This is a genomic window from Actinotalea fermentans (genome assembly GCF_007991475.1).
In the GTDB taxonomy this organism is placed as follows: Bacteria; Actinomycetota; Actinomycetes; order Actinomycetales; family Cellulomonadaceae; genus Actinotalea; species Actinotalea fermentans.
The window spans coordinates 256,356-273,573 of sequence record NZ_BJYK01000009.1 but is presented as its reverse complement, the minus strand read 5'-3'; the positions used below and the strand labels follow the sequence as shown (position 1 = coordinate 273,573).

Below are 17,218 nucleotides of genomic sequence, written 5' to 3'. Positions count from 1 at the left end.
GATGGCGTACCCGGGAGCTGTACCCGCCAGCGTGGGCAAGCGCGTGCTGGCCTCCGTGATCGACACGCTCGCCGCGTTCCTCCTGGGCGGCGCCTTCCTCGGCGCGGGTACCTGGCAGGCCGCGACCGCCACCGATGACGGCGTGCCCTCCGGCGCGCTGGTGCTGACGCTCGTGGGCGTCGGGCTGCTGGCGGCGCTGGGCCTGGCGCAGTGGTGGTACCACGGCCGGCGCGGCGCGACCCTCGGCAAGGCGCTGGTCGGGCTGCGCACCGTCGACGCCGACACCGGGCAGCCGATCGGCATGGGCCGCGCGCTCCTGCGCGCGCTCGTCGTGGCCGCGGGCAGCCTGGCCTTCGGGGTGGGGCAGCTCGTCGTCCTGGCCTCGCCGCTCTTCGACGCGGGTGGCCGCCGGCAGGGCTGGCACGACAAGGCGGTCCGCGCGCTGCTCGTCGACGTCGTGACGGGCGTCGACCCGGTGCGCGCCCGCGCGAGCGAGGAGGCCGCGACGGCGCGGCTCGACGGACTCCTCGCGCCCGTGGCGGTCGTCGACCTGCCGCCCGGGACGCCCGCCGCGCCTCCGCCGCCTCCGCCGCCGCCCGCCCCGGCCTTCCTCGACGTCCCGGCGCCCGACCTCCCGCCGACGACGCCCGCATACCTCGCGCCGGTCACGCCCGACTACCTGGCGGCCACGCCCGGCCCGGCCGCGCCCGCGCCGCCGGACAACGCCGTGCCGGACAACGCTGTGCCGGACAACGCCGTGCCGGACAACGCTGTGCCGGACGTGGCGGCGCCCACCGCGCCCGACTACCTCGCGCCCTATCCGGCCGCCGTCCCGCCGCAGCCGGCGCCGGGCGAGGTCGCGGGCCACCCGGCCGACGCCCGTCCGGCGCTCGCCGCCATCGACGACGCCGACGACGACAGCACCGGCCTCATCTCCGCCGTCCCGGGCGCGCGTCCCGCGGCGCCCGGGGGTCCGCCGCCGCTCGAGCCGACGATCCTGGTGGACCACGTGCCGGAGGGCCTCGCCGTCCCGCTCCCGGCGCACGACGCCGAGGGGGCCGACGCCGGCGCGGACCTGCCCGTGCCCGTCGCCGGCGAGGCGGTCCCGCTCCCGACGGTGCCCGGCCACGGCATCGCGCCCGCGGCCGCCGCCCCCGTCGCGACCCCGAGCGCTGCGGCCACCGACGACGCAGCCGACGACGACCTCGACGACGTCGAGGCGACGCGCCTGAGCCTGAGCGGCACGAGCCGCGGTCGACGCCGCACGGACGGGCCGGCGCACGCCGTCCTGCACCTGTGGAACGGCGAGGACGTCACGCTCACCGGGTTCGCGCTGCTGGGCCGCAACCCCGTGCGGCGGGACGACGAGCCGCTGCCCGAGCAGGTCATCACCGTGCCGGACCAGCGCCGCTCGGTCTCCAAGACGCACCTGTCCGCGGGCGTCGACGGTGCGGGCCTGTGGGTGCGGGACCGGGGGTCGACCAACGGCACGGTCATCACGCTGCCCGACGGCGCGCAGGTGATCTGCACGCCGGGTCAGCTGGTGCGGGTGCCCGTCGGGGCGACGGTCTCCTTCGGCGACTTCTGGTTCACCGTCTCCTGAGGGTCGACCACCTGGGCCGCGAGCTCCGCCACGCGGCGCGGCGGCCGGCCCGAGCGGATGCCGTCGACCGTGAGCACGACGAGCGCCGCCCAGACGAGCGCGAAGCCCGCCCAGCGCGCCCCGGGCATCTCCTCGCCGAAGACCAGGAGTGCGACGAGGAACTGCAGCGTCGGGGAGAGGTACTGGAGCATGCCCACGACGCTGAGCGGCAGGCGCCGGGCGGCGCCGCCGAAGAGCAGCAGCGGCACCGCGGTGACGACGCCGAGCGCCACCAGCGCCGCCGCGTGCCAGCCGCCGCGGGCGAGCGTGAGGCGGCCGTCGTCGGCGAGGAACGCGAGGTAGGCCACGGCCAGGGGCGCCATCGCCGCCGTCTCGACCGTGAGGCTGGTGACGGCGCCGACCGTGCGGCCGACCCGGTTCTTCACGAGCCCGTAGAGCCCGAACGTCAGGGCGAGGACCAGCGAGATCCAGGGCAGGCGGCCCATGCCCACGGTGATGACGACGACCGCGGCGGCCCCGAGCCCGAGCGCCACCCACTGGGTCCGGCGCATCCGCTCGCCGAGCACCGCCACCGCCAGCGCGACGGTGACCAGCGGGTTGATGTAGTAGCCGAGCGCCCCGTCCACGGTGTGCCCGCTGAGCACGCCGTACACGTACACCAGCCAGTTGGTGGCGATGAGCACGCCCGCCGTCCCGAGCCTGGCCAGCGTGCGCCGGTGCGTGAGCGCCGCGCGCAGGTCCGCCAGGCCGCCGGTGAGGGCGAGCAGCAGGAGGCAGAACACCAGGGACCACACCACGCGGTGGGCGATGATCTCGACGGAGCCGGCCGGGGCCAGGAGCGGGAAGTACAGCGGCAGCAGGCCCCAGAGGAAGTAGGCACCGACGCCCTGGGCCAGTCCGCCGCGGTCGATCCGGTCGGGGAGGGGGCGTGGGTCGGGCACGCGGCGACGGTAGACCTCGTGGCGACGTGCTCGCGCGGAATTCCATCGCCGGCGGCCCGGCCCCGCCCGTAGCGTCACGATCGGCGCCGGTGACGGCGCGCTCACGCGGCATCTCGTGGCCGCAGGTGCCCGCGTCATCGCGCTCGAGCTGCACCCCGGCCGTGCCGCCACGTTGCGGGAACGCTTCACGGACGCCGGGGTCGTCGTCGTCCAGGCGGACGCGCGGGACCTGCTGCTGCCCCGCCGCCGCGCGTCGACAGCGTGGTGCTCGAGGTGCGCCGGCGAGGTTCCCGCTGAGGGTTGCGGAGGAGCTGTGCAGGCCCACGGCCCTCGGGCGCTCCCGCACGGCCGGTCGACCTAGACTGGCGGCAGATTCCCTCCTTGCCGCGCCCCCGGCGCGCGAGCTCCCTCGACCTGCGGAAGGTTTCCATCTCCCCGTGAGCAGCGAACTGCGTGTCGCCGTGGTCGGCGCCGGCCCGGCCGGCATCTACGCCTCGGACATCCTCAGCAAGTCCGGGCTGGACGTGAGCATCGACCTGATCGAGCGGCTCCCCGCGCCGTTCGGGCTCGTGCGCTACGGCGTCGCGCCCGACCACCCCCGGATCAAGCAGATCATCCTGGCGCTGCACAAGATCCTCGAGCGCGGTGACATCCGGTTGCTGTGCAACGTGGACTTCGGCGGCGACGTGACGCTGGAGGAACTGCACCGCTTCTACGACGCGGTGATCTTCTCCACGGGCGCGATCAAGGACGCCGCGCTGCCGATCCCCGGGATCGACCTGCCGGGCTCCTACGGCGCGGCCGACTTCGTGTCCTGGTACGACGGCCACCCGGACGTCCCGCGCGAGTGGCCGCTCGAGGCGCAGCACGTCGCGATCCTGGGGGCCGGCAACGTGGCGCTCGACGTCGCGCGGATCCTGGCCAAGCACGCGGACGACCTGCTGCCCACCGAGATCCCGGACAACGTCTACGCCACGCTCAAGACGAGCCCCGTGACGGACGTGCACGTGTTCGCCCGCCGCGGCCCGGCCCAGGCGAAGTTCTCGCCGCTGGAGCTGCGCGAGCTCGGGCACGTGCCCGACGTCGACGTGCTGGTCGACCCGGAGGACTTCGAGTTCGACGAGGGCTCGATGGCGGCGATCCACTCGTCCAACCAGACCAAGCAGGTGGTCAAGACCCTGACGGACTGGACGCTGAAGAACCCGTCCGAGCTGACGGCGTCCCGGCGCATCCACCTGCACTTCCTGCACAAGCCGGTCGCGGTGCTCGGCACGGACCGGGTCGAGGGCCTGCGGACCGAGCGCACGGTGCTCACCGGCGACGGGTCCGTGGCGGGCACGGGCCAGACCCACGACTGGCCCGTGCAGGCGGTCTACCGCGCCGTCGGCTACTTCGGCTCGCCGCTGCCGGGCGTGCCGTTCGACGAGGTCGCCGGGGTCATCCCGAACCGCGAGGGCCGCGTCGTGGACCCGGCGGGTGACCCCGTGCCCGGCGTCTACGCGACCGGCTGGATCAAGCGCGGCCCGGTGGGCCTCATCGGCCACACCAAGTCCGACGCGAGCGAGACCATCCGGCACCTGGTCGAGGACGCCGACGGCCTGCAGCGCGCGCCCGAGCGCGACCGGGACGCCGTCGTGACGTTCCTCGCCGACCGCGGCGTCGAGCCGGTCGAGTGGTCCGGCTGGACCCTGCTGGACGCGTACGAGCGCGAGCTCGGCGCCCCGCACGGCCGCGAGCGCGTCAAGGTCGTCCCCCGCGAGGACATGCTCGCCGTCATGCGCAGGCTGCCCGCGCAGCCGTGACGCCGGGGTGCCCGCGCGGCGCCCCTCGAGCGTGGTGTCGGTCGCGAGGCGGTGCCGAGTGGTCAGGCCAGGCGGCGGAGGAAGTCGCGGGTGCGCTGCTGCGCCGGGTCCCCGAGCACCTGGTCGGGGGCGCCGCGCTCGTGCACGCGGCCCTCGTGCAGGAAGCACACCTCGTCGGCCACGCGTCGCGCGAAGCCCATCTCGTGCGTCGCGACCAGCATCGTCATGCCGTCGGCCTTGAGCTCGATGAGCAGGTCGAGCACCTCGCCCACCAGCTCGGGGTCGAGCGCGCTGGTCACCTCGTCGAGCAGGAGCAGCCGTGGCGCGCCGACGAGCGCCCGCGCGATCGCGACGCGCTGCTGCTGACCGCCGGAGAGTTGGTCGGGGAACGCGGACGCGCGGCCGGCCAGCCCGACGCGCTCGAGCATCGCCAGCGCGCGCTCCTCCGCCTCGGGTCGCGCCACCTTGTGCACCAGCCGCGACGCGAGGGTCACGTTGTCGAGCACCCGCATGTGCGGGAAGAGGTTGAACGCCTGGAACACCATGCCCATGCGCGCGCGCAGCGCGTCGGCGTCCTTGCGCGGGTCGGTGATCTCCTCGCCCTCGAGCCAGATGGCGCCGTCGTCGACGTCGTCGAGCAGGTCGATCGTGCGCAGGAGCGTCGACTTGCCCGAGCCCGACGCCCCGATGAGCACCACGCACCGGTGCGCGTCGACGTCGAGGTCGATCCCGTCGAGCACCACGTGCTCCCCGTAGGCCTTGCGCACGCCCTCGACCCGCAGCACCGGCCCGACGGCGGCGCCCGGCCCGGTCACCCCGTTCACCCCGGCCTCCGCGCTCATCGCAGGCCCCCGACGCCGCCCGGCACCGCGCCCATCGCGCCCATCCACCCGCTGCGCCGCGCGAGCGCGTCGGTGAACCGCGTGAGCGGGATCGTCAGCGCCACGAACAGGACGCCGGCCACCACGTAGGGCGTGAAGTTCGCGTACGCGGAGGTCTGGATCTGAGCGGCGCGCACGGCGTCGATGGCGCCGAGGATCGAGATCAGGCCCGAGTCCTTCTGCAGCGCCACCAGGTCGTTGAGCAGCGGCGGCACGACGCGGCGCACCGCCTGCGGGAGCACCACGTGCCGCATCGCCTGCCCGCGCGAGAGGCCGAGCGAGCGCGCGGCGGCGACCTGCGACGGGTGGATGGACTCGATGCCGGCCCGGAAGACCTCCGCCACGTAGGCGGAGTAGGTGAGCACCAGGGCCAGCCCACCCAGCACGACGGCGTCGCGCGGCACGCCCGGCAGCCGAAGGCCGGGCAGGCCGAACCCGACGAGCAGGAGCACGAGGATCAGCGGCAGGCCGCGGAACGTGTCGACGTACGCCGTCGCGGCGGCGCGCAGCGGGAAGAAGACGGGCCCGCGCAGCGTGCGCGCGATGGCGAGCGCCAGCGCCACCACGACGATGACCACCGCGGCCACCGCCATCACCCGCAGGTTGAGCCAGAGGCCCTCCGCGACCTTCGGCAGCGAGTCGACCGCGACGTCCCAGTCGAAGAACGACTGCCGCACGCGGGGCCAGCCCGGCGAGCTGACGAGGACCGCGACCGCGACCGCGACCACCAGGAGGGTGCTGACGGCCGCGAGCGCCGTCGAGCGGACCGCGCGCCGTCGCCGGAACGCCTCGCGCTCGAGCTGGCGGGGCGACGGCGTCCAGGTGCTCACGTCGGGGGTCTTCGGGTGTCGTGCCGGGAGGGCTCGGGGCTCAGTCGAGGACGGGCGCGCCGGCGGCGTCGGTCAGCCACTGCGCCTCGAGGTCGGCGAGGGTGCCGTTCTCGCGGAGCGCGTCGACGGCGGCCGAGACCGCGGCGGTGAGCGCGCTGCCCTTGTCGAGCACCAGGCCGAACTGGTCCGGGTTCTCGCCCGCCGGCAGCTGGCCGACGAGCACGCCGTCCTCGAGCTCCGCGGCCGTGATGTACAGGGCGGTCGGCAGGTCGACCACGATCGCGTCCACCAGGCCGGACGTCAGGGCCTGCTTGACCTGGTCGTTGTCGTTGAACAGCTGGACGTCGGTGCTCGGCGCGATCGACTCGGCGGCGACCGTGGCGCTCGTGGTGCCGACCATGGCGCCGATGCGCAGCTCCGCGAGCTCGGCGAGCGACGTGGCGTCCGCGGCCGGGCTCGAGCCGATGGTCACGACGGCCTGCGCCGTGTCGTAGTAGCTCGAGGAGAAGTCGAGGTTCTCGCGGCGCTCGTCGCTGATGGAGACCTGGTTGATCGCGAAGTCGAACGACTTCTCGCCCGGCGCGATGATCTGGTCGAAGCTCACGCGGACCCACTCGACGTCCTCGGCCGCGAAGCCGAGCTCAGCGGCCACCGCGTAGGCGACGGCGGACTCGTAGCCCTCGCCGTTGGTCGGGTCGTTGTCCACCATCCACGGCTCGTACGCCGGGTCGGAGGTGCCGATCGTGAGCACGCCGTCGGTCAGCGTCGGCAGCGCGCCGTCGCCCGCGTCGCCCTCCGCGGCGTCGTCGGCCTCCTCGGGTGCGCAGGCCACGAGCATCGTGGCGCCCAGGGCGAGGACGGCGGCGCCGGCGAGCGTCCGGGCGGAGCGGGTGGCGGCGTGGGAGATGCGCATCGAGGGCCTCCGACTGTGTGGGGGAACGCTGGGGCGCGGCGCACGTCGGTGGGCACCGCGCAGCGGCCACAGCGTACGGGAACGGCAGGGGCCCGCGGCGAGGTGTCCGCGGGAACCGAGCCGAGCTCACGTGCGTTGACCAGGCAGGACGAGGGAAGGGAAGCGCACCGGTGGGACGGCGGTACTTCAACGGGCTCAAGACGGCCGCGCTCTTCGGCGTCCTGTGGGCGCTGATGATCGGGTTGGGTTCCGTCATCAACGGCGGGGAGTACCTGTGGCTGTTCGCCGGGCTGGGCGTCCTCGGGACCGCGTACGGCTACTGGAACTCCGACAAGCTGGCGATCCGCGCCATGCGCGCCCGGCCGGTGAGCGAGATCGAGCAGCCGGCGATGTACCGGATCGTGCGCGAGCTCTCCACGGCGGCGCAGCAGCCGATGCCGCGGCTGTACGTCTCGCCGACGGCCGCGCCGAACGCCTTCGCGACCGGCCGGAACCCCCGCAACGCCGCTGTGTGCTGCACCGAGGGCATCCTCGCGATCCTCGACGAGCGCGAGCTGCGCGGCGTGCTCGGCCACGAGCTCATGCACGTCTACAACCGCGACATCCTCACGTCGTCGGTGGCGGCCGCGTTCGCGGGCATGATCACGTCGGTCGCGCAGTTCCTCATGTTCTTCGGCGGCGGGGACGACCGCCGCGGCGGCGGGAACCCGCTCGCGATGATCGCGATGGCGTTCCTCGCCCCCATCGCGGCGGTGCTCATCCAGCTCGCGATCAGCCGCACCCGGGAGTATGACGCCGACGAGGACGGCGCCCGGCTCACCGGCGACCCGCTCGCCCTGGCCAGCGCACTCGCGAAGCTCGAGCGCGGCACGCAGCGCGCGCCGCTGCCGCCGAACCGCGACCTGGTCGACGTCTCGCACCTGATGATCGCCAACCCGTTCCGGGCCGGTGGCATGAGCTCGCTGTTCGCGACGCACCCGCCGATGCAGGAGCGGATCCGCCGGCTGCAGCAGCTGTCCGACCAGCAGGGCGGCATCGCCCGCCACTGACCGGCGGTGACCGTCACGGCCCGGGCAGCACCCCGCGCCGGGCCTCGACGCTCACGCCCGCCCGCAGGAGGGCCGCGGTGAGCACGCCGTCGCCGGGGACCACCCGGCCGGCGAAGGCGCCGTCGTGGATCGCGCCCGTCCCGCACGACGGGCTGCGGGCCTGCAGGACGGCGGCCCGGACGCCCTGCGCGACGGCCTCGGCCGCGACCAGCTCCGCGCCCCGACGGAAGGCGTCCGTGCAGTCCTCGCCGTCGGGCAGCGCGCCGCCGTCGTACCGGCACGCCGCGCCGGCCAGGCACGCGCTGACCAGCAGCGGGGGCCGGTCCACCGCCAGCGGCCTCAGCGGTAGTTGACGAACTGGAGCGCGACGTCCAGGTCCGAGCCCTTGAGCAGGGCGATCACGGCCTGGAGGTCGTCGCGGGACTTCGCCGAGACGCGCAGCTCGTCGCCGGTGATCTGCGTCTTCACGCCCTTGGGGCCCTCGTCGCGCACGATCTTCGCGATCTTCTTGGCGTTCTCGGTGCTCAGGCCCTCCTTGATGGCGGCCTCGAGGCGGTACTCCTTGCCGGACTGCTTCGGCTCGCCGACGTCCAGCGACTTCAGCGAGATGCCGCGCTTGACGAGCTTGGTCTCGAAGACGTCGAGGACGGCCTTCGCGCGCTCGGGGGAGTTCGCGGTCATCACCACGAGCTTCTCGCCGCTCCAGGCGATCGAGGCGCCGACGCCCTTGAAGTCGTAGCGCTGCGCGACCTCCTTCACCGCCTGGTTCAGCGCGTTGTCGACCTCCTGCCGGTCGACCTTGCTCACGACGTCGAACGACGAGTCGGCCATGTGTCCTCCTGGGCTGTGGCGGTGCGGTCGCGGGCGGCCCCGGTCGACCCGGGCGGCGGCCGTGGTCCGGAGCACCCTCGCGAGTTGCTATCCTTCCATCCGCACGACCCCGGCAGGTTACCCGAGCGGCCAAAGGGGGCTGACTGTAAATCAGCTGCGAGAGCTACGGGGGTTCGAATCCCTCACCTGCCACCAGACGTCACCGACGTCCCACCAGGCCGGACCCACAGGGTCCGGCCTGTCGTGTCTCCGGCGCCCGGGTGCGGCGAGCGGCCGCCCGCGCGTCCGTCGAGACCCCGGCGGTGCTGAATCGTGTCCGCTTCGGGACGTTCGCCCCTGGAACGGTCCAGTGCCCCTGCTTACCGTGGGGGCGAGCGCCATGGCACGCGGGTCACTCGCATCGATGCGAGGAGAGCCCGTGAACCCTCCAAGACGACGGCGCCGCCCGCAGGTCTCGTCACCCGGGCGGCGCCGTCATCCAATTCTGGCCGGAGCGACCCGGCCAGACCCGGGCCGGAGGGCCCGACCGACGGCCTGGCCGGTCGGCTACCGGTCGCGGCGGCCCCGAGGCCGGGGTGTCAAGGATTTCGCAGGCGCGTCGGCGCCCGTGTACCCTAGCCAGGCCGCCCCGATAGCTCAGTCGGCAGAGCGTCTCCATGGTAAGGAGAAGGTCAAGGGTTCGATTCCCTTTCGGGGCTCTCCTGGTGCCCGGCCCGGCGGTCCCCGTCGGGTCAGGCCCTGGAATGGCGGGGTAGCTCAGTTGGTCAGAGCGCACGACTCATAATCGTGAGGTCGCGGGTTCGAGCCCCGCTCCCGCTACCAGTAGTGGCGCGCCGGCCCGGCGCGCGGGACGAACCGGCAGAGCACTGCGCTCAGCACGCGAGAGGTGGCACAGAAGTGGCCAGCAAGACCCAGGACGTCCGCCCGAAGATCACGCTCGCCTGCGTGGACTGCAAGGAGCGGAACTACATCACCAAGAAGAACCGTCGGAACGACCCCGACCGGCTCGAGCTGAAGAAGTTCTGCCCGCGCTGCGGCAAGCACACCGCGCACCGCGAGACCCGCTGACCTTCGCTCGTGGGGGTCAACCTCGAGTACGCGGGCCGCGAGTACCCGCCCACGGCGCCATACGTCGTCGGGCGGGAGCACCTGAGGGACTTCGCGCGCGCCGTCGGCGCTGACCACCCCGCACACCACGACGTCGAGGCTGCCCGTGCGCTGGGCCACCCCGACGTGGTCGCCCCGCCGACGTTCGCGGTGGTGATCGCGCAGCGTGCCGAGGCTCAGCTCATCGAGGACCCCGCGGCCGGCATCGACTTCTCGCGCGTCGTGCACGCCGAGGAGCGCTTCACGCACCACCGCCCGCTGCACGCCGGTGACGAGGTCGTCACCGTCCTGCACGTCGACTCGATCACCGAGCGCGCCGGCCTGGCGATGGTCACCACGCGCTGCGAGCTGGCCGCCGCCGACGGCGCCCGGCTCGCCACCGTCGTCTCGACGCTGGCCGTCCGGGGGGCCGACGCATGAGCGCGCGCCCCGCGATCGGCGACCTCGAGGTCGGGCAGCAGATCGGCGCCCGGACGGTCACCGTCACCCGCGCGCACCTCGTGCACTACGCCGGCGCCAGCGGCGACCGGAACCCGATCCACTGGAACGAGCGCTTCGCGCGCGAGGTGGGCCTGCCCGGCGTCATCGCGCACGGCATGTTCACCATGGGCCAGGCCGTCAACGTCGTGACCGACTGGACCGGCGACCCGGGTGCGATCGTCGACTACGGCGTGCGGTTCTCGCGCCCCGTGCCCGTGCCGGACCCGGGCGAGGCGCTCGTCGAGGTCACGGGGGTCGTCGGCGCGATCGACGCCGAGGCCGGCACGGTCCGCGTCGACCTCACGGTCACGTTCGAGGGCGCGAAGGTCCTCGCCAAGGCCCAGGCGGTCGTCCGCCTCTAGCGCTCAGGTGCGGGGCGGGCCCGTCGTCGTGCCGACGCGCAGCTCCACGTCCAGGCGGACGGGCGGGGGCACCTCCCCGGCCAGCACCTGCGCGACGGCGTGCCCGATCGCCTCGCCCTTCGCGCTCAGCGGCTGGGCGACGGTCGTCAGGACGTCGGGGGAGAGCCAGGGCAGGTCCAGGCCGTCGAAGCCGGCGACCGACACGTCCTCCGGCACGCGCAGCCCGAGCTCGCGCGCGGCGAGCAGCACGCCGGCCGCGAGCAGGTCCGACTGGGCGATGACGGCCGTCGGCGGCTCGGGCACGTCGAGGACGAGGTGGCCGGCCGCGCGGCCGTCCTCGACGAGCGACGCGGAGGCCTCGACGATGACGGTGGGCTCTACGCCGGCGTCGGCCAGGCCCTGCAGGCGGTGCCGCGCGGGGGCCCAGTCGAGGCGGGCGAGCCGGTCCGGCGTCGGGATGCCGGTCTGCCGGGGGTGGCACAGCGGCAGGGTCACGGTCGCGATCCGCGTGTGGCCCAGGCCCGTGAGGTAGCGCGCGAGGTCGGCGGTGCCCTGCTGGTCGGCGATGCCGACGACGGCGGCCCCCTCGATCTCGGGGCCCTCGCCGATGACCACGGGCACCCCGCGGCGCTGCAGGGCCTCGAGGGTGGCGTCCTCGCGGCGGGCGCCCCAGATGAGGACCGCGACGTCCATGGGCGCGGACGCGAGGAGCGGGTCGAGCTCGGCGGACTCCGTCGGGTCGCGGTCGGGGTCCAGGGCGGGGATGAGCAGGACGCCGAGGCCGAGCGGCCCGAGCGTGCTGACCAGGCCGTCCAGGACCTGCACCGACACCGGGTCGCGGAAGCTGCGGCGCAGCTGGTCACCGATGACCACGCCGACGATGCCGGACCGGCCGCTGCGCAGCGAGCGCCCGAGCGGGTTGGGCCCGGCGTACCCGAGCCGCTGGGCGGCCTCGTGCACCTTGGCGCGGGTCTCGGTGGCGATCGGGCCGGCTCCTGAGAAGGCCAGGGAGGCCGTGGACACGGAGACGCCTGCGGCGGACGCGACGTCCGCGAGCGTGGGTCGACCCTGCGACATATCACCCTGCCCCGGTAGGAAAGCCGTTTGACTCTGGCGGCAGCCTATCGGCACACTGGTGGGACCGGCCTCGAAACGATTCGAGCGTTCCCCAAGAGCAGGTAGCGCAGGGGCAAAGACCGACGTTCACCGGCCGAACCAGACGAGACCACACGAACGAGCGCCCACCCATGTCTGCCCGCCCCGACGCCCGGCCACGCCCCGCCGACCGACTCCACCCGAACCCCCGGCCCCGCCCGACCCGCGACGCGGCCGTGCCGGACGAGGTGCTGCACGCCCGCCGCGCGCTGATCGCCCTGTACTTCGTCACCGGCATCGCCGTCGCCACGTGGCTGTCGCGCCTGCCATCGATCAAGCACATGCTCGACCTCTCGGCGGCCGAGCTGGGCTCGGTGCTCGTCGTCGGCTCGGTGGGCTCGCTCGCGATGGTGCTGGCGGCCGGCGCGCTCACCAACCGCTGGGGCAGCCGCAACGGCCTGGTCATCGGCGCCGTGATGTTCTCGTTCGCGAACGTGCTGGTCGGGCTGGGCCCCACCATCGGCAGCACCCTGGTCCTCGCCGTCGGCATCCTCATCTCGAGCTCGTCCTACGCCGTCGCGAACGTGCCGCTCAACCTCGAGTCCGTGGTCATCGAGCGCGGCATGGGCCGCTCCGTGGTGCCGCAGTTCCACGCCGCCTTCTCCATCGGCAGCGTGACCGGCTCGCTGCTCGGCGCCGCGGCGTCGTGGGCGGGCGTGCCCGTCTTCGCGCACTTCCTCGCGCTGTCGCTGGGCACGCTGGTCTTCCGCGTCGTCGTCGTGCCCCGCGCCGTGCTGCCGGTGCCCGCGGAGCTCGCGGCGGCCGCCGCCGGGTCCGGCCCCGGCGGCGGGATGCGGACCGCGCTCGGCGCCTGGCGCGAGCGCCGGACGCTCGTCATCGGCGTGATCGTGATGACCGGCATCCTGTCGGAGGGATCGGCGAACAACTGGCTCACCGTCGCCGTCGTCGAGGGCTTCGAGCAGACCGAGGCGATGGCCGCCATCGTCTTCGGCGTGTTCACCGGCGCGATGACGCTCGCGCGCCTGGTCGGGACGCGGGTGATCGACCGGTACGGACGCGTCGCCGTCCTGGTCGCCTCGAGCGCGTCCTCGCTGGTCGGCCTCCTGCTCTTCTCGCTCGGCCCGTCGCTCACGACGGCCGTCGTCGGTGCGGTGGGCTGGGGCCTGGGCGCCGGCCTCGTCTTCCCGATCGGCGTCGCCGCCGTCTCGGGCGACCGCCTGCGGATGGCGGGCCGCGTCTCGGTGCTGTCGACCTTCGGCTCGACCGCCTCGATCGTCGCGCCGCCCCTGCTCGGCGCCGCTGCTGAGACCATGGGCGTGCGGCACGCGCTCGTCCTCATCGTCGGCGGGTTCGTCGTCGCGATCCTGCTGGCCCGCACCGTCGGCGCGGACGCGACGGAGCCGGCCGAGCCCGACGCCCAGGAGCCGCACGCGATGCCCACGAGCGCCACCGAGCTGGCCGCCGTCGCCATGGTCGCGTCGATCGACCTCGAGTCCGACGCGCTCGGCGTGGGCGCGGCACCCGTCGCCCCGGAGCTCGTCCGGTGACCGCGGGCGCCCCGGCCGCCGTCCCGGCGGCCCTGCGCCGCGCGTCGTGGGCGGTGTTCGCGGTCTTCTTCCTGTCCGGCTTCGCGTTCTCCGGCTGGGCGTCGCGCCTGCCGACGGTCCGCGACGCGCTCGGCCTGACGCCCGCGCAGATGGGCGTGCTCCTGCTGTCGCTCGCCGCGGGCTCGGTCGTCGCGCTGCCGCTCTCGGGCGTCGTCGTGCAGCGCCTCGGCGCGACGCGGACCGTCCAGGTCACCGGGTCCACCGCCGTGATCGGCCTGCTCACGGCCGTGGGCGCGGTCAGCATCCACGCGCAGTGGCTGACCGCGGTCGGCCTCTTCGCGTACGGCGTGGGCACCGCCGTCTGGGACGCGGCGATGAACCTCGAGGGTGCCGCCGTCGAGCAGCGGCTCGGCCGCGCCGTCATGCCGCGGTACCACGCGGGCTTCTCGTTCGGGACGATGGGCGGCGCGGCCATCGGCGCGGGCGCCTCGGCGCTCGGCGTCCCGCTCGGCGTCCACCTGTCGGTGGTGCTCGTGGCCGTGCTCGTGGCCGTGCTCGTCGCGGCCCGCAGCTTCCTGCCAGAGGGCACCCACGCGGCCCACGCCGACGGTGCCGAGGCCGGGTCCGCCGGCAGCGGCCAGGGCAGCGTCTTCCGTGCCTGGGGCGAGCGGCGCACCGTGCTCATCGGTCTCGTGGTGCTGGCCGCCGCGCTCGCAGAGGGCTCGGCGAACGACTGGCTCAGCCTCGCGGTCGTCGACGGCTTCGACGCGCCGGAGGCGATGGGCGCGACGGCGTTCGCCGTGTTCGTCACCGCCATGACGACGATGCGCCTGCTCGGCACCGTGCTGCTGGACCGGTTCGGCCGCGTGACCACGCTGCGCATCACGGCCGGCCTGGCCTTCGCCGGCCTGCTCGTCTTCGGCCTGGCGCCGGTCCTGCCGCTCGCGTTCGCGGGCGTGCTGGTCTGGGGCGCCGGTGCGGCGCTCGGCTTCCCGGTGGGCATGAGCGCCGCCGCGGACGACCCGCGGCGCGCGCCCGGCCGCATCGCCGTCGTCTCGACGCTCGGGTACACCGCCTTCCTCGCGGGGCCGCCGCTGCTCGGCTTCCTCGCCGACCACGTGGGCTACCGCGAGGCCCTGCTCGCGGTCGCCGTCCCGACGGCCGTCAGCCTGCTGCTCATGGGCGTCACCCGCCCGCTCCCGCAGGCGCTGCCGCAGCCCGGCGTGCCGGACGCCGCCGGAGCGACGGATGCGGCCAACTAGCCTGGGTGGCGTGAACGCCCCACGCCTCGCCGACCTCACGACGCTGCGCCTCGGCGGGCCGGCCGCCCGGTACGTCGAGGCGGACACAGAAGCGGCCCTCGTCGCGGCGGTCCGCGCGGCCGACGACGCCGGCGAGCCGCTGCTTGTCATCGGCGGCGGCTCGAACCTCGTCGTGGGCGACGACGGCTTCCCGGGGACCGTCGTGCGCGACGTGCGCACCGGCGTCGTCGTCGACGGGGACGTGGGCAGCTGCGGCGGCGCGAGCCTGCGGGTGCCGGCGGGCACGCCGTGGGAGGACGTGGTCGAGCGGTGCGTCGCCGAGGGCTGGGTGGGCGTCGAGGCGCTCACGGGCATCCCCGGTTCGACCGGCGCGACGCCCGTGCAGAACGTCGGCGCGTACGGCCAGGAGGTCGCCGGCGTGGTCTCGACCGTGCGCGTGTGGGACCGCGAGCAGGCCCGGGTGCGCACGCTCGCCGTCGGCGAGCTGGCCTTCGGGTACCGGACCTCGCTGCTCAAGCGCTCCCTGCGCGACGACGACGGCGGCCCGTCCCGCTGGGCGCCGACGCCGCGCTACGTGGTGCTCGAGGTGGGCTTCCAGCTGCGGCTCGGCACGCTGTCGGCGCCCATCGCGTACCCGGAGCTGGCCGCGCTGCTGGACGTGCCCGTCGGGCGCCGCGCGCCGCTCGCCGAGGTGCGCGAGGCCGTGCGTCGGCTGCGGGCCCGCAAGGGCATGCTGCTCGACGGCGCGGACCCCGACACGTGGAGCGCCGGGTCGTTCTTCACCAACCCGGTGCTCCCGATGGACCTCGCGGACACGCTGCCCGACGGCGCTCCCCGCTACCCCGTGCGCTCGCCCCTGCCGGAGGTGACCACGGGACCGTCGCTCGGCGCCGTGGACCCGTCGCTGGTGAAGACCAGTGCCGCCTGGCTGATCGAGCACGCGGGCTTCGGCCGCGGCTACGGCCTGCCCGGCCCGGTCAGCCTGTCCACCAAGCACACGCTCGCCCTCACCAACCGCGGCACCGGCACGACGGCGGACCTGCTCACCCTCGCCCGCCAGGTGCGCGACGGCGTCCGTGACCAGTTCGGCGTCACGCTCGAGCCCGAGCCGGTGCTGGTGGGCGTCCGCCTCTAGGCCTCCCGGGTCCCCAGGAGCGCCCCCCGGACGGCGGCGAGCGCCTCGTCGTCGTCGAGGCCGGCTGCGCGGGCGACGGCGACGAACCGGGCCGCGGCGTCCTGCACCGCGGTGTCGGGTGCGGGCGTGCCGTCGGCCACGACGGTCCCCGTGCGGCGCCGCGTGACGACGACGCCGGACTGCTCCAGCTCCCGGAACGCCCGGGCCACGGTGCCCGTGGCGACGCCCAGGTCGGCGGCGAGCGCGCGGATCGTCGGCAGGCGGTCGCCCGCGCGCAGGTGCCCCGCGGACACGTGCGCGACGACCTGGAGCCGGATCTGCTCGTACGGCGGGATGCTCGAGCCGAGGTCGACCTCGATCGCGGGTGCCGACGTCACGCTGCGGCGCTCCTGCTCGCCGGGCTGGTCGCGGGGCCGCGCGCCGCGGCGGGCGCTGCGACCGCTGCCCGGCCGGGGATCGCCGCGACCACGATCGAGCCCAGCCCGACGACGACGCCCAGGACCGCCGCGGCGAGCCCGAGCGGCCGGAGCTCGACGCCCTGGAGCGCCGTTCCGGCCACGACGAGGACGCCCGCCAGGGAGCAGCCGATCACGAGCACGGCGCCGCGCAGCGCGCGGTGCGCGGACAGCCGGCGCGAGGCCGCGTCGTAGGTCGGATCGGCGTCGACGATCGCGGGGCGGCGGGCGACGAGCCGCAGCACACCCTCCGCGGCCAGCGCGACGAGGACGACGGCGACGAGCAGTGGCAGAGCGAAGTGCCACCCGGGGTAGGGGCTGGCGCTGCGCGTGGTGAACGCGTCCCCCGAGAAGGCCGAGGTCGTGATGCTGCGGCCGTCGTCGGCCCCCGTCGCGCCGCACACGACCAGCACGACGACGGTCGCCACGGCGAGGCCGTTGACGGTGCGGCGTAGCCAGCGGGGCGCGACGTCGGAGACCCGACGGTGCACGAGCGCGGCCCGGCGCACGGGTCCGGCCGGTCGGGGCCACGTGCGCTCCCCGATGGCGTGCACGCCGAGGTAGCCGAGTCCGAAGAGCGCGGGGTAGAGGCCGACGAGGAGCGCGTTCCAGGTCGCCGGGCCACCGGTGCCGCCCCATCGGAGGTACAGGTCGGACAGCTGGAGGAGCAGGAGCGGGCCGACGATCGACGGCAGCGCCCACGCCGCGATCGAGACGAGCACTCCGTGGCGCCGGGCCGCCTCAGCTGCCTCCGAGGGCGGCGGCACCGGCTGTCGGCTCAGGGCGGCGGCGAGCCCGAGGGCGACGACGACGAGGAGCAGGCCCCCCAGGGCCACGATGACGATCACGCCGCCGAACACTGAGCACCTCGAATCACGCAATGTACTAGGACATTGCAACAATG

19 protein-coding genes and 3 tRNA genes are annotated in these 17,218 nt (G+C 74.8%); 13 read left to right on the top strand and 9 right to left on the bottom strand.

The window, feature by feature from the left end; translation table 11 throughout:
* Position 1: 1 nt before the first annotated feature.
* Entirely contained in the window at positions 2 to 1,603 is a 1,602-nt protein-coding gene (locus tag AFE02nite_RS13230; protein WP_146819797.1) for an RDD family protein, read from the top strand.
* Here the strand turns inward: AFE02nite_RS13230 and rarD are convergent.
* Positions 1,537 to 2,544: an EamA family transporter RarD gene (gene rarD, locus AFE02nite_RS13225; protein WP_052113662.1), complete on the bottom strand. Its 1,008-nt coding sequence runs from the start codon at positions 2,542 to 2,544 to the stop codon at positions 1,537 to 1,539. The two genes, AFE02nite_RS13230 and rarD, sit on opposite strands and share 67 nt — an antisense overlap.
* A gap of 115 nt (positions 2,545 to 2,659) precedes the next feature.
* On the opposite strand from rarD, the gene AFE02nite_RS18010 reads away from it, so the two are divergent.
* Entirely contained in the window at positions 2,660 to 2,905 is a 246-nt protein-coding gene (locus AFE02nite_RS18010; protein WP_052113663.1) for a hypothetical protein, read from the top strand.
* A 76-nt stretch (positions 2,906 to 2,981) separates the two neighbouring features.
* The gene (locus tag AFE02nite_RS13215; RefSeq protein ID WP_261765617.1) at positions 2,982 to 4,346 is read left to right on the top strand and encodes an FAD-dependent oxidoreductase; all 1,365 of its coding nucleotides are present in this window, start codon (positions 2,982 to 2,984) and stop codon (positions 4,344 to 4,346) included.
* Between the two features lie 62 nt (positions 4,347 to 4,408).
* Here AFE02nite_RS13215 and AFE02nite_RS13210 read toward each other — a convergent pair whose 3' ends face one another.
* Genes AFE02nite_RS13210 through AFE02nite_RS13200 form a run of 3 tightly spaced genes read right to left on the bottom strand, consistent with a single transcriptional unit; the run spans position 4,409 to position 6,970 of the window.
* A complete protein-coding gene (locus AFE02nite_RS13210) occupies positions 4,409 to 5,188 on the bottom strand; it encodes an amino acid ABC transporter ATP-binding protein (protein ID WP_052113664.1) in 780 nt (259 codons plus the stop codon).
* Positions 5,185 to 6,057, bottom strand: coding sequence for an amino acid ABC transporter permease (locus tag AFE02nite_RS13205; RefSeq protein ID WP_052113665.1), 873 nt, complete (start codon positions 6,055 to 6,057; stop codon positions 5,185 to 5,187). The genes AFE02nite_RS13210 and AFE02nite_RS13205 overlap by 4 nt, the downstream gene beginning before the upstream one ends.
* 40 nt (positions 6,058 to 6,097) lie before the next feature.
* Complete coding sequence (locus AFE02nite_RS13200) at positions 6,098 to 6,970, bottom strand: ABC transporter substrate-binding protein (protein ID WP_034246024.1); 873 nt, start codon at positions 6,968 to 6,970, stop codon at positions 6,098 to 6,100.
* Positions 6,971 to 7,140: 170 nt separating this feature from the next.
* On the opposite strand from AFE02nite_RS13200, the gene htpX reads away from it, so the two are divergent.
* Complete coding sequence (htpX, locus tag AFE02nite_RS13195) at positions 7,141 to 8,019, top strand: zinc metalloprotease HtpX (protein WP_034246026.1); 879 nt, start codon at positions 7,141 to 7,143, stop codon at positions 8,017 to 8,019.
* A gap of 13 nt (positions 8,020 to 8,032) precedes the next feature.
* Here htpX and AFE02nite_RS13190 read toward each other — a convergent pair whose 3' ends face one another.
* Complete coding sequence (locus AFE02nite_RS13190; protein WP_034246028.1) at positions 8,033 to 8,347, bottom strand: DUF523 domain-containing protein; 315 nt, start codon at positions 8,345 to 8,347, stop codon at positions 8,033 to 8,035.
* Between the two features lie 11 nt (positions 8,348 to 8,358).
* The gene (locus AFE02nite_RS13185) at positions 8,359 to 8,850 is read right to left on the bottom strand and encodes a YajQ family cyclic di-GMP-binding protein (protein ID WP_034246029.1); all 492 of its coding nucleotides are present in this window, start codon (positions 8,848 to 8,850) and stop codon (positions 8,359 to 8,361) included.
* A gap of 111 nt (positions 8,851 to 8,961) precedes the next feature.
* Between AFE02nite_RS13185 and AFE02nite_RS13180 the strand changes: the two genes are divergently transcribed.
* The 6 genes from AFE02nite_RS13180 to AFE02nite_RS13155 all read left to right on the top strand — a co-directional run bounded on the left by AFE02nite_RS13180 (position 8,962) and on the right by AFE02nite_RS13155 (position 10,799).
* A tRNA-Tyr gene (locus AFE02nite_RS13180) sits at positions 8,962 to 9,045 on the top strand.
* Between the two features lie 430 nt (positions 9,046 to 9,475).
* A tRNA-Thr gene (locus tag AFE02nite_RS13175) sits at positions 9,476 to 9,548 on the top strand.
* 47 nt (positions 9,549 to 9,595) lie between these two features.
* Positions 9,596 to 9,672: transfer RNA gene (locus tag AFE02nite_RS13170), tRNA-Met, on the top strand.
* Positions 9,673 to 9,747: 75 nt separating this feature from the next.
* Positions 9,748 to 9,918: a 50S ribosomal protein L33 gene (gene rpmG / locus AFE02nite_RS13165; protein WP_034246031.1), complete on the top strand. Its 171-nt coding sequence runs from the start codon at positions 9,748 to 9,750 to the stop codon at positions 9,916 to 9,918.
* A 9-nt stretch (positions 9,919 to 9,927) separates the two neighbouring features.
* Positions 9,928 to 10,377, top strand: a complete 450-nt coding sequence (locus AFE02nite_RS13160) for an FAS1-like dehydratase domain-containing protein (RefSeq protein WP_034246032.1) — start codon at positions 9,928 to 9,930, stop codon at positions 10,375 to 10,377.
* Positions 10,374 to 10,799, top strand: a complete 426-nt coding sequence (locus tag AFE02nite_RS13155) for a MaoC family dehydratase (RefSeq protein WP_034246034.1) — start codon at positions 10,374 to 10,376, stop codon at positions 10,797 to 10,799. Before AFE02nite_RS13160 ends, AFE02nite_RS13155 begins: the two co-directional genes overlap by 4 nt.
* Positions 10,800 to 10,802: 3 nt before the next feature.
* Here AFE02nite_RS13155 and AFE02nite_RS13150 read toward each other — a convergent pair whose 3' ends face one another.
* On the bottom strand, positions 10,803 to 11,876 hold the full coding sequence (locus AFE02nite_RS13150; RefSeq protein ID WP_034246036.1) for a LacI family DNA-binding transcriptional regulator: 1,074 nt from the start codon (positions 11,874 to 11,876) through the stop codon (positions 10,803 to 10,805).
* Positions 11,877 to 12,046: 170 nt separating this feature from the next.
* Here AFE02nite_RS13150 and AFE02nite_RS13145 point away from each other — a divergent pair, with 170 nt between their 5' ends.
* Genes AFE02nite_RS13145 through AFE02nite_RS13135 form a run of 3 tightly spaced genes read left to right on the top strand, consistent with a single transcriptional unit; the run spans position 12,047 to position 15,859 of the window.
* Positions 12,047 to 13,462: an MFS transporter gene (locus tag AFE02nite_RS13145; RefSeq protein ID WP_146819795.1), complete on the top strand. Its 1,416-nt coding sequence runs from the start codon at positions 12,047 to 12,049 to the stop codon at positions 13,460 to 13,462.
* Entirely contained in the window at positions 13,459 to 14,724 is a 1,266-nt protein-coding gene (locus tag AFE02nite_RS13140) for an MFS transporter (RefSeq protein ID WP_034246037.1), read from the top strand. The genes AFE02nite_RS13145 and AFE02nite_RS13140 overlap by 4 nt, the downstream gene beginning before the upstream one ends.
* On the top strand, positions 14,711 to 15,859 hold the full coding sequence (locus AFE02nite_RS13135) for a UDP-N-acetylmuramate dehydrogenase (protein ID WP_034246040.1): 1,149 nt from the start codon (positions 14,711 to 14,713) through the stop codon (positions 15,857 to 15,859). The genes AFE02nite_RS13140 and AFE02nite_RS13135 overlap by 14 nt, the downstream gene beginning before the upstream one ends.
* Here the strand turns inward: AFE02nite_RS13135 and AFE02nite_RS17780 are convergent.
* Entirely contained in the window at positions 15,856 to 16,236 is a 381-nt protein-coding gene (locus AFE02nite_RS17780) for a GntR family transcriptional regulator (RefSeq protein WP_034246043.1), read from the bottom strand. The genes AFE02nite_RS13135 and AFE02nite_RS17780 overlap by 4 nt on opposite strands.
* Positions 16,233 to 17,174, bottom strand: coding sequence for a hypothetical protein (locus tag AFE02nite_RS17775; RefSeq protein WP_261765615.1), 942 nt, complete (start codon positions 17,172 to 17,174; stop codon positions 16,233 to 16,235). The genes AFE02nite_RS17780 and AFE02nite_RS17775 overlap by 4 nt, the downstream gene beginning before the upstream one ends.
* Between the last annotated feature and the right edge of the window lie 44 nt (positions 17,175 to 17,218).

What these genes read in the sequence shown, in the direction of transcription:
- AFE02nite_RS13155 (WP_034246034.1), top strand. Translation starts at nt 10,374, where the DNA reads ATGAGCGCGCGCCCCGCGATCGGCGACCTCGAGGTCGGGCAGCAGATC.
- AFE02nite_RS13200 (WP_034246024.1), bottom strand. Translation starts at nt 6,970, where the DNA reads ATGCGCATCTCCCACGCCGCCACCCGCTCCGCCCGGACGCTCGCCGGC.
- AFE02nite_RS13150 (WP_034246036.1), bottom strand. Translation starts at nt 11,876, where the DNA reads ATGTCGCAGGGTCGACCCACGCTCGCGGACGTCGCGTCCGCCGCAGGC.
- AFE02nite_RS13135 (WP_034246040.1), top strand. Translation starts at nt 14,711, where the DNA reads ATGCGGCCAACTAGCCTGGGTGGCGTGAACGCCCCACGCCTCGCCGAC.
- AFE02nite_RS13230 (WP_146819797.1), top strand. Translation starts at nt 2, where the DNA reads ATGGCGTACCCGGGAGCTGTACCCGCCAGCGTGGGCAAGCGCGTGCTG.
- AFE02nite_RS13210 (WP_052113664.1), bottom strand. Translation starts at nt 5,188, where the DNA reads ATGAGCGCGGAGGCCGGGGTGAACGGGGTGACCGGGCCGGGCGCCGCC.
- AFE02nite_RS13145 (WP_146819795.1), top strand. Translation starts at nt 12,047, where the DNA reads ATGTCTGCCCGCCCCGACGCCCGGCCACGCCCCGCCGACCGACTCCAC.
- AFE02nite_RS13185 (WP_034246029.1), bottom strand. Translation starts at nt 8,850, where the DNA reads ATGGCCGACTCGTCGTTCGACGTCGTGAGCAAGGTCGACCGGCAGGAG.